Below are 15,594 nucleotides of genomic sequence, written 5' to 3'. Positions count from 1 at the left end.
CGACCTCTCCGTTGCTTGCGTGATTTTCTCCACCGCCTGAGCGCTACGCGCCGACGCGCCTTGCAAATCACACCCGCAGCATCGTCACGTTCCTGAAACGCACTGCAGTAGCCTCGCGTTTTCGCTTTGCCCACCTACTGAGCTTTTCACCGGATATCCATCCGGCGATAACGCTCGCCTTGATAATTAAGGATGCCTGATTATGAACAGGAAAAATCCTACACCTCTTTTCTCTCTCGGCCGAACGGTGGCGACGCCGGGCGCGCTCGACCTTCTCGACCGAATCGGCACCAACGCGGCCGAGCTATTGCGTAAGCATCAGTGCGGGGACTGGGGAGCCGTCTGCCTCGCCGATGCTCGCTCAAACGATCTGGCCGTTACGAACGGAATGCGCCTTCTTTCGGCCTATGAACTGGGCGATAGACGTGAGCGAGTATGGATCATCACCGAGGCTGATCGGCGCGTGACGACCCTGATCATGCCGGAGGAATATTGATGGAGTCTACCGTTCAGAAACTTCATCCCGCCTTGCGGCCCGGACGTCGCCTCACGATTGTTGGTTCGAACGTTCCGACCTTCAGCTTCCAGGGCAGTTTCGATTCGACGTGCGCCTTGCATGCGGCAGCAATGGCGTTAGCGATGCATGGGTGCGTGACAAACCCGCTACGTGCGCTGTCGCGGCGAAGTAGTCGCGAAGCCGAATATGTCAGAAAAGCGGCACCGTTCTGGCACACCGGAATTTCGCTAGACGAACTGCAAACGCTAATCCGGGAGCTCAACTGGGGATTGCGATCTACCGTCTACGAAGGAACGCATGCGCACGTCCTCCGATTCAGTGAGCGCGAAGTGCTACATGGACGACCGGTGATCGTGACGTGGCGCGAATTACATCGGGCGACCTTGCATGCGGTACTCGCAGTAGGCATCGAAGGGCGGCAGACCAGCCGGACCTTCGAAGGGCACACGCTGCTGCTGATTGATTCCGCTGAGACCGAGCCAATCCTTGCGGTTTACAACGCGCGATTGACCTGGCCAACAGGACGCGGCAGGAAGGCCGAATACGCCCAGCGTTCGAGCGCCGCAAGGTAGTGCTCGCGGGCGCGATGTCGATCCGAAGCGGAAAGCCGCCGTAGCTACCGCAACGGCCTGCGTTTTGGCGGTGGTGCTGAATCCGTGCAATGTTCGCCAGAGGACTTGAACGCCAGTTTTAGCGGTTCGAAGAGGCCTGAGAGCGTGATCCCTAGTACGTAGCAGACGGTCGCCAGTGTCTCGATCGTGGGATTGCAAATCCCGCGTTCGATAACACTGACGCGTGTCCCGTCAAGACGCGCTTCGTAGCGCTAGTTCCTCCTGCGACTTGTCCGCCTCGATCCGGCACACCCGGACCATGTCCGCCGAAACGGCGCGTGATATGAATGCGGCCGTTCGTTCGTACGCCCGCGTGACTTCAACGCGCTGCTGCTCGGCGGCGCACTACGGCTATGCAAGCGAGGTGATAATCACAACTTCCGCTCGACCTTGCCTGCGAACACGCCATGCCCCGACAAAAGAACGATTCGCTTCCACTGCCTCCACTCGATCCGGCCAGATATGAAGGCCACGAAACGTGGACCAACAAGCGGTGGGCTTGGGAATTTTTGCTGCGCAACGCCGGATTCCGAGCGGCGTGCGATGGACTTGACGAAGACGCGACGCCGCAAAAGAAGCGGGCCATCGCCAGAAAATTTGGGTTGGCTGAGTTCAAGCACTATGACGAGCCGTTCAAGTCTGGCAACGGCGAACCTACTGAGCCGATGTTCATCTCAAAAGCTGTATCAACGATCCGACCTCAACGCCAACGTGACGGTCGCTGGACCCGTCCGGTAACAATCCAACCCGGGCAGCTCGCCCTTCGTTTCGATCTGCGTCTTGCCCTTGCAGACGATAGGATTCTCGACGCGCAGGTCGAGACCGCACGAAAAATCCTTGAGAAACAACTAGATCAATGGCGCAAAGCCGAAGAGATAGTCCCGAAGAAGGGTCGACAACGGCCAATGCCGCGGTTACTCCTTCAGCTAAAAATTCTCGACGCACGAACTCAAGCTGGCACTCTTGCTGAGCAGGCCGCACTCGTATGGGGTCCGGGAGCACCCGCAAAGAGATTGACGGACTCCTTGGATGACGCAATGAACGTCGCCACGAACGATTATTTGCTTCTCGCCGCAATGGGGGATGATCGTCCACCGCGCAAGTAGAACGTTATTCACGACTTCGAGGTCGTCGACGCTAACCTGGGCCATTAGTGCCGACGACCGGCACTAACTGGGCCTGCTAAACCCTTTCGACAACGCCGGGCCTGACCTGAATAATCCTCAGCAATCCGCCGCGGTGGCGGATCGTTCGCAAGGAGGATATATGGCTTACCCGCTCGCACAATCCCGTGCCGCAACTGCGGCAGACTCCCCGCTCGGCAACCGCGCTAACCGTCGTTTGCTCAAGCGCCAGCAAGTGCTGGAACGCACCGGTCTGTCCAATACGGTCATGTACGAACTCATCGCGCAGGACCGCTTCCCGAAGCCCGTAAAGCCGACCGGTGGCCGCACGTCCGCATGGGTCGAGGACGAAGTGGACGCGTTCATCGCGTCTTGCATCGCTGCCCGTGATTCGGAGCAGGCTACCACCTGAGCGAACCCGTCGGAACTGTAAAAAGAGCTATCCCTCCGGCTGGAGTGGAAGGAGTGGAAGTGTTTTTCAATTTCTGATCTTAGAAAAAGCTACGCTTTACCCCGGATCAACTCAGAAAAACCCTCCACCTCCTCCACCTTCACGACCTGCCCGTTTTTTTGTCGAAGAGGGAAGGAACCACCTCACTTATATAGGATACCTACGCATTAAAATGAACAAGACTGACTTGAAACTTCATAAGCAATTACTGCATGGCTCCCGCCCGGTCGTTTTCCAAGCCTACCCTGAGAAAGGGCGCGTCGGGGATGCTGAGGTGTTTTCGGGAAACTTGAAGGCATGCGGCCCGAGGATTGTAATGGCAGTACGCCAAGGCTTGGCGGTAGGCATCGCCCTGAACGAGTTCCGCGACGGTATCCGCCGGGCAGATCGCGTCACGCGTATCAACGCGTTCTTCGTCGATCTCGACGGCGGCGTCTCCCTCGATACCATCGACCAGTTTCCGATCAAGCCGCACATCGTTACTGAAACGTCGCCCGACCATTTCCATGTGGTCTGGCTCGTCGCCGGTTGCCCGGTCGAAGTGTATCGTCACGTGCAGGCGTTCCTCGCCAAAAAACTGGGCGGCGATCTCAACGTGACCGACGTGACGCGTTGCATGCGACTCGCGGGCACGATCAACCGGAAAAACGGGCAAAATCATGTGGTTAGGATCGTTTCGGTTGCTCAAGGCGAAGCGCTCAAGCCGATCGCGTTTAGCGAGTTCAAGCGTGCGTTCGGCATGAAACCAAAGCGCAGGCCTATTTCGCAGAAGCAGACGCATATCGTCGAAACGCACGACCTCGAAGAAGTGCGCGGTACCTTGGAGAAGATTTCCGCCGAGGATCGGCCCATCTGGCTTACGGTCGGCATGGCACTGCACTCGTTCATGCCGAACGATCAGGGGAAGGCGCTGTGGGACCAATGGTCCAAGACGGCTCCCGGGAAGTTCGATCAGGCGGAGCAAGATCGAGCATGGCGCAACTTCAAACCGAACGGCGGCATTACGAAGCAGACGCTCTTCTTCTACGCGAACCAGTCATCGCGCGGCGTCAAGCAGGTTGACGTGCCGACCGCTGAAGCCGATCTCGCGAAGCTGTTCGTTTCGACGTACAAAGGCCAGGTCGCGTTCGACCACGGTACTGCTACTTGGTGGGTATTCGACGGCCTCTGGAAGAAGGCGCCGCATCTGGCGCTGCGCCATTGCAAAGCGATGGTCGAAGCCCTGATCGAAACGGTGCGCGGTGTTCGCTCCGAAAAACAGAGCGGCCTCTTGTCGTCCATCCAACGTCAGGCGACAGCGTCTTCGCTCACGTCGATCCTGCGTCACGCCTCCCTGGACGCCGACATGGAGACGTCAGGTTCGCGTTTCGATATCAACCCGGACCTGCTGGGGGTGGAGAACGGCGTGATTGAACTCGTCACCGGACAGCATCGCTGCGCTCGCCCCGACGATTTCATCACGCAACGCTGTGGTGCTGCCTATGACGCAGAAGCCAAGTGCCCCGAGTTCGCAAGGTTCATCGACAGCATTACCGAGGGTGACAAGGAATTCGCCCGGTACGTCCAGCGCGCACTCGGCTATAGCGCGTTCGGGCATACCCGCGAGCAAGTGTTCTTCCTGATTATCGGTCCGGGCGGCAACGGCAAGGGGGTACTGCTGCGCGCCATCACGAAGGCTCTCGGCGACTATGGGAAGACGGTCGCACCGAATCTACTGCAACGCGCGTATGCCAGCAATCCGAACTCGCCGAGCCCGGCGGTCATGGCGTTGAAGGGCGCGCGCCTGTACGCTTGCACCGAATTCGACGGGCAGAAGCGTTTTGACGAAGCATTCGTCAAGCAGCTCAGCGGCAGCGACGTGTTGACAGGCCGAAGCAACTTCGGGGAGCAGGAAACGTTCACGCCGGTCGGCAAGCTCTGGCTGTCGCTGAACTCCGATCCCGAGATCGCCTATGACAACGCCGCCATGTGGCGTCGCATTCGAGTTATTCCGTTGATGCGTCGCTTTAACGGCGAAGACTGCGATCCCGATCTCGACGCGAAGCTCGCCAACGAACTGCCGGGTATCCTTAACTGGCTCATCGAGGGGGCGCGACAGTATCACGCGCGCAAACTCGGCACGTGCAGCAAAGTGACACATACGACCGAGCAGTTGCGGACGCGCTCGGACACCGTCCGCTCGTGGCTCAGCTCCTGTTGCACTGTACGCAACGGCGCACCGATTCAGGGAGCGAACGAGGTGTACCGCAGTTACGTGGCACACACCCGCAACAACGGACGCGCGGCCCTGCCGATCGCCAAGTTCAACGCCAAGCTTGAACAGCGTGGAATGCACCATGTTCGTCGCGCCGCGTTCAATGGCTGGAAGGGCTTCGTCCTGAAGCGCGACTGACCCGACGCACGGGGTAGTAGTTAGCCCCGGTCTTCTTTCATCCATCCCCCTGCGTTCACAGGTTGCTCGCGCTCGCGCCATTACGCGGACCTCGCGACTACAGACGAAAGCGACCGGACCCGGTAGGCGCAGCGACTCGCCGGACACTGCAGTGTCAAAATAGCGCGGCCCACATCAGAGGTGCCGCATTCCCTTTCCGCCCCCTAGGTTTGCGCCTCGATCGCCGCGAGGGGTTCTCCCGCTTTTAGCGCGGCCAAGTAGTCCGCCCATTGTTGCATCATGGTTCGCCGTTCTTTTAGGAATTTGGTGCGATTGTATGCGGTGCCTAGCGCGTCCGGAACCTTGTGCGCAAGTTGATGCTCGATAACTTCCGGCTTTACGTGCAGTTCCTCGTGCAAAATTGTGCGAGCCATCGCCCGAAATCCGTGACCAGTGATCTCCGTCTTTGTGTCGTATCCCATCCGCCGCAGCGCCGCGTTGATCGCCGCCTCGCTCATCGGTTTCCGCGTGTCGCGTCCGGGAAACACGTAAGTCTTCTGCCCTGTCAGCGCATGCAGTTCTCGTAAGATCGCCACCGCTTGCGTAGATAGAGGAATGAGGTGCTCGGTCTTCGTTTTGGTTACGAGATAACGCCACTCCGCCTTATCGAGATCGAAGCCCGCCCATTCAGCCTTACGCAATTCACCGGGGCGCACAAACAAAAGCGGGGCCAACTGCAACGCACTCTTCACGACGAACGTCCCGCGAAAAGCATCGATTGCACGCAGCAACTCGGCCACCCTCGTGGGCTCGGTGATGGATGCGAAATTCTCGTGCCGAACTGGCGGAAGGGCACCTCTCAAGTCGGCCGACGGATCACGTTCGGCTCGCCCTGTCGCCACGGCGTAGCGGAACACCTGTCCGCAGTTCTGCAATGCTCGATGGGCCGTATCCTTCGCCCCGCGCTCTTCGATCCGCCGAATGACCGCCAGCAGCTCCGGGGCAGCAATTTCAGCGATAGCTCGGTTGCCGAGCCAGGGGAAGATGTCTTTTTCGAGACGCTGGATTACCTTATCCGCGTGACTTTGAGCCCAGGTGGGCGACTGGCGGGCGAACCATTCACGCGCGACCACTTCGAACGAATTCGCGGCTCGCTCAAGTGTCGCCGCCTTCGTGGCCTTTTTGTGCTCGCCAGGGTCGATGCCCTGCGTGAGCAGTTTGCGCATCTCGTCCCGGCGCTCGCGTGCGTCCTTTAGGCCGACATCCGGGTAAACGCCAAGTGATAGCCGCTTCTCCTTGCCCTCGAATCGGTACTTAAAGCGCCACCACTTGCCGCCGGTAGCGGAAACCTCGAGGTACATACCTCGCTCATCGAATAGACGATAGAGCTTGCCAGTCGGCTTCGCGTTGCGAACGCGTACGTCAGTCAGTGCCATGCTCGTTTACTACTTGGGGAGCACAGTGCGCGTTGCATCAAGAAAGGCGCGAAGCTGGGCCGTCTCCGACGGACTCAGATTCATGCGACGTGCGCCAAGGCGGATCGACAGCGCACCATCGCTATCCACGGAAAAGCGCATTGCCGCCTCCAGCCGAACGGCTTCGTCCCGCTGGGTAGCGCGCTCCTCCTTTCGTACCTCGCTTGGATCGACTCCTGCGGCAAGTAGCGCCCGGGCCTCGTCTCGCCGATTCCGCGCCGCTGCGAGCGTCACTTGCTGGTAGACGCCGAACGACAGGGTTTTCTCCTTGCCGCCGAACCGGTATTTGAGCCGCCAGTATTTGGCCCGGCTAGGAACGACGAGCAAATAAAGGCCGCCACCGTCGAACAGCTTTCTGGGCTTCTCGGCGGGCTTCGCGTTCCTGATGGCGGTATCGGTCAGCGCCATTTGGGGAATACTGGGTTAGCTGGACGGACAGTTGCCCCAAAAGTTTTCCCCTTTCGGGTGCGGATGTCAATGGACGAGTTCGGACCCTATAGGTAATAAAAAACCCCGTAAGGCTTGATCTTACGGGGTTTTTCGGACTTTCTCGGATTTCTTCGTATGTATTCTTGGTGGAGCGGAGGAGGATCGAACTCCCGACCTTCGCATTGCGAACGCGACGCTCTCCCAGCTGAGCTACCGCCCCAACAGTCAATTATCATACACACGCATTTCTGCGCTTGGCAATAGGGGTTACGTGCCCCCCGAAGCGTTACTTTGACGGCGAGCCAGCCAGCACCCATTCGACCACCGAACGGACGTCGGCGTCGCTCATGCGCGGATGCGCGGGCATCGGAATCGCACCCCAGACGCCGGAGCCGCCTTCCTTCACCTTCTTCGACAGCTTCGCGACGGCCTGCGGATCGGACTTGTAGCGCGCGGCGATATCCTTGAACGACGGGCCGACGAGCTTGCGGTCCACCGCGTGACAGCCCATGCAGGCGTTGCCGCGCGCAACCTTCAGGCCGTCGCCGACGTCCGCGTGCGCTGCGCCCAGCGTGCCGCCCACGAGCGCCGCGGCCGCGGCGCCCTGCACCATCCAGCGTTTCATCTGCTTCATCTGCACACTCTTCATTGCGCCGGCGCCTTCGGGTTGCCCGGGTGGACGCTCGACGAATTCGAGATCGGCGCGGGCGACTGCAGCGGCGCGGACTGCACCGATGCGTCCGGCACGGCGCCGACCGTCGCGCTGTCCGCCGGCGCGGCAGCCGGCGCGCCGGACGCACCGCTCGCGGGCGATGCGTCCTGCAGCGCCTGCGCGTCCTGCGGCTTCACGTACTGGAACACCTTCACGACCTTCTCGACACCCGGCACCTGGCTCGCGGCTTCCGCGCCGCGATTGCCTTCGTCCACCGTCACGAGGCCCATCAGGTAAAGGTTGCCGCGCTCGCTGACGACCTTGTAGTAGTTCGCCGAGATGCCCTTCGTCGCGATCAGCTCGGACTTCACGCGCCCTTCGAGGTACGAGTCGTTCGCACGCGACGACAGCGACGCCGCCGGCTCGACCGACAGCTCGTTGACGATGCCGTTCACGTTGTTGATGCCGCGCACGATTTCCTCGGCGCGCTGCTTCGACGCATCGTTCGGCACTTCACCCGTCAGCAGCACGCGGCGGTTGAACACCGTCACGTTCACGTGCGACTGGTCGGGCAGCCCGTTGTTGATCTGCGAGAGCGACTTGACCTGGATCTCGCGGTCCTCCGTCTGCGCGCCGAGCGTCCGGCGGTCGGTCGCGACCAGCGCGCCGCCGCCGGCCGCCGCACCCACGATCCCGAGCACACAACCCTGCAGCGACACGGCGAGGCCCGCCATCAGCGTGGCGAGCAGCGTGGTTCTGACGAGCGTCTGTTTGACGCGGCTTTGATTCATCGACAGCTCTCCTTCGTTCAATCCTCACCCAGCAGCATCGCGTCGATGCCGTCGCACAGGCAGTGGATGGTCAGCAGATGGACTTCGTGGATGCGTGCCGCGCGAACGGCGTGCACGCTGATCGGAATATCGGTATCGGACAGCACGGCCGCAACTGCATGGCCGTTGCCTCCCGTCAGTGCGACGACGGTCATCTCGCGCTCGTGCGCCTCGTCGATCGCTGCCAGCACACGCGGCGACGCGCCGCCCGAATCGAGCACCAGCAGGATGTCGCCCGTCTGGCCGAGCACGCGCACCTGCTGCGCGAACAGTTGCTCGGCGGCCATCGCCCCCATGAGGCCGGCTTGCGATGCATCGGTGGCCAGCGCGATCGCGGGCAGGCCCGGACGCTCGCGCTCGAAGCCGCCGACGAGCGACGCGGCGAGGTACTGCGCGGCGGCGGCCGACGGGCCTTCACCGCACGCGACGATCTTGTTGCCGTTCGCCAATGCGGCGAACATCGCATCGACCGCGGCTGCGATCGGCAACGCCAGCGCATCTGCCGCTTCGGCGTGAAGCGCGGCGCTGTCGTGGAATTGTTGCTGAATACGTTCGACTGACATCGATTCCTGGTGAACTGGGCGCGTGGCACATATCGCGCGACATCGTGGGTGCGGCGAGTTTACCGTACTCCGGCACCCTCTCCGGGGGTCCGGCAAGAACTCTTTACATCTCGTCACACGTCGCGGCTACACATCGTCGGTACGAAATGCGTCGCGCAGCCACACGAGCCGGCCGGCCTCGAATGCGACGACGTCGAACCGGCACGCGGCACCGGCACCGTGCCGCGCCCAGAACTGCAACGCCGCCGCGACGAGACGCCGCCGCTTGCGCCAGCCGACGCTCGCCGCCGCGCCGCCATGCCGGACACTGCGCCGCGCGCGCACTTCGACGAACACGAGCATGCCGTCGGGCTCGTGCATCACGAGATCGAGCTCGCCGCCGCGCATCGTCACGTTCGCCGCGACGAACCCGAGGCCGCGCCGCTCGAGAAATTGCCGCGCGCGCAGCTCGAACGCCGCGCCGACCGGTTTTGATTGTGCCGCGCCGGAAAAGTTGTCGCCCGCGCGCGGCAAACCGCGCCCGTCGCCCGGGCCGGCCGGCGCCGCGTGGCACAATGCCGACCTTGTTCCGCTTGCGCCGCGATTGCGTGCATTGCCTGCCATGACTGCCCTCCTCGAACTCGCGCATACGCAGCACTACCCGGACGCCGCGCTTTACGTGGTCGCCACGCCGATCGGCAATACGGCCGACATCACGCTGCGCGCGCTGCACGTGCTCGGCCTCGCCGACCGCATCGCGGCCGAAGACACCCGCAACACCGGCCAGTTGCTCGCCCGCTACGGGATCTCGAAGCCGCTCCTGGCCGTGCACGAGCACAACGAACGCGAAGCCGCGCAGCGCGTGATCGACATGCTGCGTGGCGGCGAACGCGTGGCTTACGTCTCGGACGCCGGCACGCCCGGCATCTCGGACCCCGGCGCGCGGCTGGTCGACGCGGTGCGCGCGGCCGGCTTCGCGGTGATCCCGCTGCCGGGCGCGAGCGCGGCCGTGACCGCGCTGAGCGTGGCCGGTGAATGGGCCGGCGCGTTCACGTTCGCCGGCTTCCTGCCGCCGAAGGCCAAGCAGCGCGCAACCGCGCTGCAGGCGCTGGTGTCGCATCCGTATGCGCTGGTGTTCTACGAAGCGCCGCACCGGATCGCCGAAACCATCACCGCACTCGCCGATGCGTTCGGCCCCGCGCGCCGGCTGCTGATTGCGCGCGAACTCACCAAACTACACGAGCAGTTGTTCCAGGGCACCCTGGCCGAAGGACAGACCTGGCTTGCCGGCGATGCGAACCGGCAGCGCGGCGAGTTCGTGCTGGTCGTCGAAGGCGCGCCGGCGGCGAGCGGCGAAGCCGACGACACCGCGCACGACGCGCTGCTCAGGCTGCTGCTGGAAGAAGTGCCGGTGAAGAGTGCCGCGAAGCTCGCGGCCGCGCTGACGGGCGCATCGCGCAACACGCTGTATGCGCGTGCGCTCGCGCTGAAGGAAGGCTGACGCGCGACAACGCCGCGCCGAAACGACAAAGGGCTGCCGGAAGGCAGCCCTTTGTACTTGATGCGTGATACCTGATGCGTGAGCGGACGAACCGCCGCGTTACTTCGCCGAGATCGACGCGAACATTTCGTCGCGTGCCTCGCGCGCTTCCTGCGGCGACAGCCCTTCGATCTTCACGCGGCCCGTGCCGGCATGCACGAGACCGATCATCTTGGCAGCGGCATACGACAGGTCGAGCACGCGGCCGCGCTTGAACGGCCCGCGATCGTTGACCTTCACGACGACCCACTTGCCGCTCGACGCATTCGTCACCTTGATGTACGACGACAGCGGCAGCGTGCGGTGCGCGGCGGTGAGCGCATTCATGTTGAAGCGTTCGCCGTTCGCGGTGCGGCGGCCGTGGAAATCCCGCCCGTACCACGATGCGCGGCCCGTCTGACGGAAGTCGGACACGTCCTTGCCGTCGATCGGCTCGGCGTCCGCCAGCGACGACTTCTTCGCGTCCTTGGCGTCGGCAGCCGGCATCGATGCCAGTGCGGAATCGAAATTCAGTTGCTTGTCGTTGTCCGCTTTCGCGGCAGCGGCCGTCTTGTCGACCGCGTTCTTCTGGTTCGCGCTTCCGGTGGTCTGGCTGGGTGGCACCGCACAGCCCGTCAACGCAAAAAATAATGCAATGGTCCCGAATCGGCTCGGAAATCGTACGTTCATCGACGTGTCGCCTTCTGGTTCGGGCCGCTCCTACATCACGCTGCTTCACAGCGCAGACTCGCGGCCCGGACGGCAAATGCGTGCACGCCCCGCTCGAATGCGAGCAGGCGGCTAGCATGGGCGCGGCTTTCGTCTATGCCGCAACCGTCCTGATTAGCTTTCACGTCTGGCGCAACCTGTCCCCAACAGCCTGACCAGACCCCACATGCCGCCATCGAACATGGCTTCAAGTTCGCGCGCGTCGATACGACCAACGCACAGGAACGGCGGCACAGGCCTCATCCGGCGGCGCGGCAGCAGGGCCGCAGGCGGGCGCGCAGCACCCGGCCGGACAAGACGTGAGCACCGAATGCTCGGTGCTGGATACACCGCCGGACTCCCCGGCGGCTGATGCTTGACGGTGCTTCCGACGCCCTTTTTTAACGGGGCCGAAACACCAGCGAATGGCGTGAAATTCACGCTCAATGGGGCGCATTATACATAAACCAAAAGGTCTACCCGGAAAGCACCCCCGAAGGACCATTGATTCTCACTATGGCTGTAACAATCGACATGCTCCGGGAATGCCCTCATCCGCGCGTCGCGGCACGCGTCGAGCGAACGGCAGGCGGCGCGCGCGACCGGTACAATCGCTCCTTTTAGCCGCCGGTGTCTCCATGAAAGTCACGCTCATTCCGGTCACGCCGTTCCAGCAGAACTGCTCGCTGCTCGTCTGCGAGAAAACGGGCCGTGCCGCCGTCGTCGATCCGGGCGGCGATCTCGATCGGATCCAGCAGGAAGTCGCGCGGCAGAACGTGCAGGTCGAGAAGGTGCTGCTCACGCACGGGCACATCGATCACTGCGCGGGCGCGAAGACGCTCGCGACGCACTACGGCGTGCCGATCGAGGGGCCGCAGGAAGAAGAACGCTTCTGGATCGAGAAGCTGCCGATGCAGAGCGAGCGCTTCGGCTTCCCGGCCGCCGACGCCTTCGAGCCCGACCACTGGCTGAACGACGGCGACACCGTGCAGTTCGGCGACGAAACGCTCGAGGTCTATCACTGCCCGGGCCACACGCCCGGCCATGTCGTGTTCTTCAGCCGCGCGCATCGCGTCGCGATCGTCGGCGACGTGCTGTTCGCCGGCTCGATCGGCCGGACCGATTTCCCGCGCGGCAATCACGAGGATCTCGTCCGTTCGATCAAGGAGAAGCTCTGGCCGCTCGGCGACGACGTGACGTTCGTGCCGGGCCACGGCCCGGTGTCGACGTTCGGCGACGAGCGCCGCACGAACCCGTTCGTGTCCGACAAGGTATTCGGATGAACCAGACCGCCATCCCGGAAATCTACGTCAGCACCGACGTCGAGGCCGACGGCCCGATTCCCGGCCCGCACTCGATGCTGAGCTTCGCGTCGGCCGCCTATACCGAGAACAAGCAGCTGATCGCGACGTTCTCGGCCAACCTCGAGACGCTGCCCGGCGCGCAGGCGCACCCGGTACAGGAAGCGTGGTGGAAGACCGAGCCCGAAGCGTGGGCCGCGTGCCGGCGCGACCTGCAGGCGCCCGAGGCGGCGCTGCTCGCGTACGTCGACTGGGTCGAGGCGCTGCCCGGCAAGCCCGTGTTCGTCGCGATGCCGGCCGGCTTCGATTTCACGTTCATGTTCTGGTACATGATGCGCTTCACGGGACGTTGCCCGTTCTCGTGGTCCGCGCTCGACATCAAGACGCTCGCGTTCGCGATCACGGGGCTGCCGTACCGCAAGGCGATCAAGCCGCGCTTTCCGAAGCACTGGTTCGACGACCATCCGCATACGCACGTCGCGCTCGACGACGCGATCGAGCAAGGCGCGCTGTTCTGCAACATGCTCGCCGACCTGCGCCGGCAGCAGGCCGCGCTCGCGGACCTCGCCGTCGCGGACACCGATCGGTCGGAAACCACGGAGTCGGGGCAAAATCCCACGGATCCGCGAGCAAATTAGCGAATCTCGCTCACCGGCGGCACGCCAGATTGCCTTTCCTTTCCCGGCCCTCTAACATTCAGCATGTTGTTGCTGCCGCATGGAGGCGCAGGTGACGCTCGATTCCTTTTCGCAAAAAATCCTTCGCCTGTTGCAGCTCGACGCGCGCCGTTCCGTTCAGGAAATTTCCGACCAGGTCGGCCTGTCGAGCACGCCGTGCTGGCGTCGCATCAAGGACATGGAACAGTCGGGCGTGATCCAGCGCTACACGGCGCTGCTCGATCGCGAGAAGCTCGGCCTGCACGTCTGCGCGCTCGCGCACGTGCACCTGACGCGCCACAACGAAGGCGGCGTCGAGCAGTTCGAGCGCGAGATCGCGACCTGCCCGGAAGTCACCGAGTGCTACAGCACGACCGGCGAAGCCGACTACATCCTCAAGATCGTCGCGCCTGACATCAAGGCCTACGACGTCTTCCTGCACGAACGCATCTTCAAGATCCCGGCCGTGTCGCAGGTGCGCACGAGCGTCGTGCTGCGCGAAATCAAGTTCGACACGCAACTGCCGCTGTAACGCGCGGGCCGGCGCGCGGCGTTCACGGCGACCAGCCGCCGGTCACGCCTGCGCGGGCATCGCGCGCGTGAAGCCGATCCGGCGCGCGCCGAACTCGCGCTGCAGCGCGCCGACGTCGATCCGGCCGGCCAGCGCCGCATCGGTATCGTGCGGATCGCTGGCGAGCGTGACGTCGATCTCGAGCCCCGTACTCAGGTAATGCAGGTTGATCGCCGTCGCACGCAGCCCGCGCTGCGCGAGCGCGGCTTCGAGCCGTGCCGCGATCTCGCCGCGCGGCGGCAGCGCGAGCGCCGGGCGGCGCGCCGCGTCGTTCTCCGGGTCGACGTGAATCAGCGCATCGAGCACGCGCGGATCGGACAGCACGCGCGCACGCGCGGTCTCGGCAATGTAGTGCCCTTCGGATACGGAGATCTTCGGATCGACGAGGATGTGCGCATCGACGAGCGCGGCGTCGCCCATCTTGCGCGTGCGCAGGTCGTGCACGTCGCGCACACCGGGCGTCGCCGCAAGCAGCGCGCGAATCTCGGCCGTGTCGGCCGTGTCGAGCGCACGGTCGGACAGGTCCTGCAGCGCGTCATAGCCGAACGTCCAGCCCATCCGCGCGACCATGAAGCCGACGATCGCGGCCGCGATCGGGTCGAGCAGCTTCACGCCGGCCAGGCTGCCGACGATGCCGATCGCAACGACCAGCGACGACGCGGCATCCGAGCGCGCATGCCACGCGTTGGCGACGAGCATCGCCGAACGCACGCGCCGCGCCTCGCGCAGCATGTAGCGAAACAGCGCCTCTTTCGACACGAGCACCGTCAGCGCGACGATCAGCGCGGAGAAATGGACAGCGGGAATGTTTTCGAGATTAACGAGGCGATCGCCGGCGCGCCAGAGCATGCCGATCCCGACCGCAATCAGGATCGCGCCGAGAAACAATGACGCGACCGTTTCGTAGCGGCTATGGCCGTAATTGTGGTCGGCATCCGGCGATGCACCACTATGGCGATTCGCAACCAGCACGACAAAATCCGAGATCAAATCGGATATCGAATGCACACCGTCAGCAATCAATGCCTGCGAATGCGCAATCGTACCGACGACGATCTGAAATGTCGCAAGCACGACATTCAGCACAATACTGACGAGCGTGCTCTTGCGCGCAACCGCGTGCTTATCTGCGCTCTGCGCGTCGCCGGAAAACGTGGACATGAAATATGGGATATCGGTTTGCGATGCGCAATTCTATCAAACGCGCCCCGCGAATCCGCCCAATACCCACAAATTTCTTATTTAAATCAATCGCTTATACGAACGTGTCGCATTTTCATTCACACGCCATTATTACACTTTCATGACAACGCTTGTGCGCCGGCGGTGCCCGGAAACAAAAAAGCCGCGCTCCTGAACGGATACGCGGCTCTTTTGAAGCGCAGACGACTTAAACAAACGTTTAAATCGCAAACTGCTCGCGGTTCTTGCCGGCAATCCAGCGCGGCGGCTTGCCACGGCCCGACCATGTTGCGCCCGTTTCCGGATCGCGGTACTTCGCGGCCACGCCTGCGCGCGGACGGCCAACCTTGCCTGCCTTCGCGCGGCTGAGACCGAGTTCAGCGAGCGAAAAGCCGTAGTCGGCAATTTTCTGCTTCACGTCATTCAGCACTTCAGCGTATTCACGCGACTTCGCTTCTTCGATTTGCTTCTCCAGCTTTTCCCGCTGGGCCAGCAGGTCCTTGTAAGAAGACATAGTTTCCCTTTCTATCTGACCAATGGCGCCGGTCTGCAGCCAGCTCACCATTCATGAAATATATGTGCCTCGGATTTTCGAAGGCAGAGATTAGCACAAAAAAGATTTGATAGAAGCGAGATTCACGAAAATCCCGAGACC

General features: G+C 62.7%; 18 protein-coding genes and 1 tRNA gene. 9 read left to right on the top strand and 10 right to left on the bottom strand.

Annotated elements, in window-relative coordinates:
- Positions 1 to 202: 202 nt before the first annotated feature.
- The 5 genes from KEC55_RS01055 to KEC55_RS01035 all read left to right on the top strand — a co-directional run bounded on the left by KEC55_RS01055 (position 203) and on the right by KEC55_RS01035 (position 5,095).
- Positions 203 to 496, top strand: a complete 294-nt coding sequence (locus KEC55_RS01055) for a hypothetical protein (protein ID WP_282506386.1) — start codon at positions 203 to 205, stop codon at positions 494 to 496.
- Positions 496 to 1,089 carry a hypothetical protein gene (locus tag KEC55_RS01050; RefSeq protein WP_282506385.1) on the top strand — a complete coding sequence of 198 codons (594 nt, stop codon included), beginning with the start codon at positions 496 to 498 and terminating at the stop codon, positions 1,087 to 1,089. Before KEC55_RS01055 ends, KEC55_RS01050 begins: the two co-directional genes overlap by 1 nt.
- A 446-nt stretch (positions 1,090 to 1,535) precedes the next feature.
- Entirely contained in the window at positions 1,536 to 2,234 is a 699-nt protein-coding gene (locus KEC55_RS01045) for a transcriptional regulator domain-containing protein (RefSeq protein ID WP_282506384.1), read from the top strand.
- Positions 2,235 to 2,394: 160 nt separating this feature from the next.
- Positions 2,395 to 2,664 carry a helix-turn-helix transcriptional regulator gene (locus KEC55_RS01040; RefSeq protein WP_282506383.1) on the top strand — a complete coding sequence of 90 codons (270 nt, stop codon included), beginning with the start codon at positions 2,395 to 2,397 and terminating at the stop codon, positions 2,662 to 2,664.
- A gap of 355 nt (positions 2,665 to 3,019) precedes the next feature.
- Positions 3,020 to 5,095 carry a phage/plasmid primase, P4 family gene (locus tag KEC55_RS01035; RefSeq protein WP_282506382.1) on the top strand — a complete coding sequence of 692 codons (2,076 nt, stop codon included), beginning with the start codon at positions 3,020 to 3,022 and terminating at the stop codon, positions 5,093 to 5,095.
- Positions 5,096 to 5,298: 203 nt separating this feature from the next.
- On the opposite strand, the gene KEC55_RS01030 is transcribed toward KEC55_RS01035, so the two are convergent.
- From KEC55_RS01030 to KEC55_RS01000, 7 genes are all read right to left on the bottom strand, one after another.
- Positions 5,299 to 6,510 (bottom strand): tyrosine-type recombinase/integrase, encoded by a 1,212-nt coding sequence (locus KEC55_RS01030; protein WP_282506381.1) that lies wholly within the window; start codon positions 6,508 to 6,510, stop codon positions 5,299 to 5,301.
- Positions 6,511 to 6,519: 9 nt separating this feature from the next.
- Complete coding sequence (locus tag KEC55_RS35090; protein ID WP_432625884.1) at positions 6,520 to 6,957, bottom strand: Arm DNA-binding domain-containing protein; 438 nt, start codon at positions 6,955 to 6,957, stop codon at positions 6,520 to 6,522.
- A 165-nt stretch (positions 6,958 to 7,122) separates the two neighbouring features.
- A tRNA-Ala gene (locus tag KEC55_RS01020) sits at positions 7,123 to 7,198 on the bottom strand.
- Between the two features lie 66 nt (positions 7,199 to 7,264).
- A complete protein-coding gene (locus tag KEC55_RS01015) occupies positions 7,265 to 7,627 on the bottom strand; it encodes a c-type cytochrome (RefSeq protein ID WP_282506380.1) in 363 nt (120 codons plus the stop codon).
- Complete coding sequence (locus KEC55_RS01010; RefSeq protein WP_282506379.1) at positions 7,624 to 8,421, bottom strand: BON domain-containing protein; 798 nt, start codon at positions 8,419 to 8,421, stop codon at positions 7,624 to 7,626. The genes KEC55_RS01015 and KEC55_RS01010 overlap by 4 nt, the downstream gene beginning before the upstream one ends.
- 17 nt (positions 8,422 to 8,438) lie before the next feature.
- Positions 8,439 to 9,023, bottom strand: coding sequence for an SIS domain-containing protein (locus KEC55_RS01005; RefSeq protein ID WP_282506378.1), 585 nt, complete (start codon positions 9,021 to 9,023; stop codon positions 8,439 to 8,441).
- A gap of 126 nt (positions 9,024 to 9,149) precedes the next feature.
- Entirely contained in the window at positions 9,150 to 9,578 is a 429-nt protein-coding gene (locus KEC55_RS01000; protein ID WP_282507468.1) for a YraN family protein, read from the bottom strand.
- Between the two features lie 46 nt (positions 9,579 to 9,624).
- Here KEC55_RS01000 and rsmI point away from each other — a divergent pair, with 46 nt between their 5' ends.
- Entirely contained in the window at positions 9,625 to 10,503 is an 879-nt protein-coding gene (gene rsmI / locus KEC55_RS00995) for a 16S rRNA (cytidine(1402)-2'-O)-methyltransferase (protein ID WP_282506377.1), read from the top strand.
- 99 nt (positions 10,504 to 10,602) lie between these two features.
- Here the strand turns inward: rsmI and KEC55_RS00990 are convergent, their stop codons facing one another.
- On the bottom strand, positions 10,603 to 11,211 hold the full coding sequence (locus tag KEC55_RS00990; protein WP_176048904.1) for a septal ring lytic transglycosylase RlpA family protein: 609 nt from the start codon (positions 11,209 to 11,211) through the stop codon (positions 10,603 to 10,605).
- Positions 11,212 to 11,867: 656 nt separating this feature from the next.
- On the opposite strand from KEC55_RS00990, the gene KEC55_RS00985 reads away from it, so the two are divergent.
- From KEC55_RS00985 to KEC55_RS00975, 3 genes are all read left to right on the top strand, one after another.
- A complete protein-coding gene (locus KEC55_RS00985; protein ID WP_176048906.1) occupies positions 11,868 to 12,512 on the top strand; it encodes an MBL fold metallo-hydrolase in 645 nt (214 codons plus the stop codon).
- Positions 12,509 to 13,168 (top strand): exonuclease, encoded by a 660-nt coding sequence (locus KEC55_RS00980; RefSeq protein ID WP_282506376.1) that lies wholly within the window; start codon positions 12,509 to 12,511, stop codon positions 13,166 to 13,168. The genes KEC55_RS00985 and KEC55_RS00980 overlap by 4 nt, the downstream gene beginning before the upstream one ends.
- 79 nt (positions 13,169 to 13,247) lie before the next feature.
- The gene (locus KEC55_RS00975) at positions 13,248 to 13,718 is read left to right on the top strand and encodes an Lrp/AsnC family transcriptional regulator (protein ID WP_006477376.1); all 471 of its coding nucleotides are present in this window, start codon (positions 13,248 to 13,250) and stop codon (positions 13,716 to 13,718) included.
- Between the two features lie 42 nt (positions 13,719 to 13,760).
- Here KEC55_RS00975 and KEC55_RS00970 read toward each other — a convergent pair whose 3' ends face one another.
- Together KEC55_RS00970 and KEC55_RS00965 are read right to left on the bottom strand one after the other, a co-directional pair.
- Positions 13,761 to 14,918: a cation diffusion facilitator family transporter gene (locus tag KEC55_RS00970; RefSeq protein WP_282506375.1), complete on the bottom strand. Its 1,158-nt coding sequence runs from the start codon at positions 14,916 to 14,918 to the stop codon at positions 13,761 to 13,763.
- A 241-nt stretch (positions 14,919 to 15,159) separates the two neighbouring features.
- Positions 15,160 to 15,453, bottom strand: a complete 294-nt coding sequence (locus tag KEC55_RS00965) for an H-NS family nucleoid-associated regulatory protein (RefSeq protein ID WP_006491875.1) — start codon at positions 15,451 to 15,453, stop codon at positions 15,160 to 15,162.
- Positions 15,454 to 15,594: the final 141 nt, after the last annotated feature.

Origin of the sequence: Burkholderia cepacia, from assembly GCF_029962485.1 — a bacterium.
Classification (GTDB): domain Bacteria; phylum Pseudomonadota; class Gammaproteobacteria; order Burkholderiales; family Burkholderiaceae; genus Burkholderia.
Note: the sequence above shows the minus strand (reverse complement) of the source record. Positions and strands in the feature narration are given on the sequence as shown.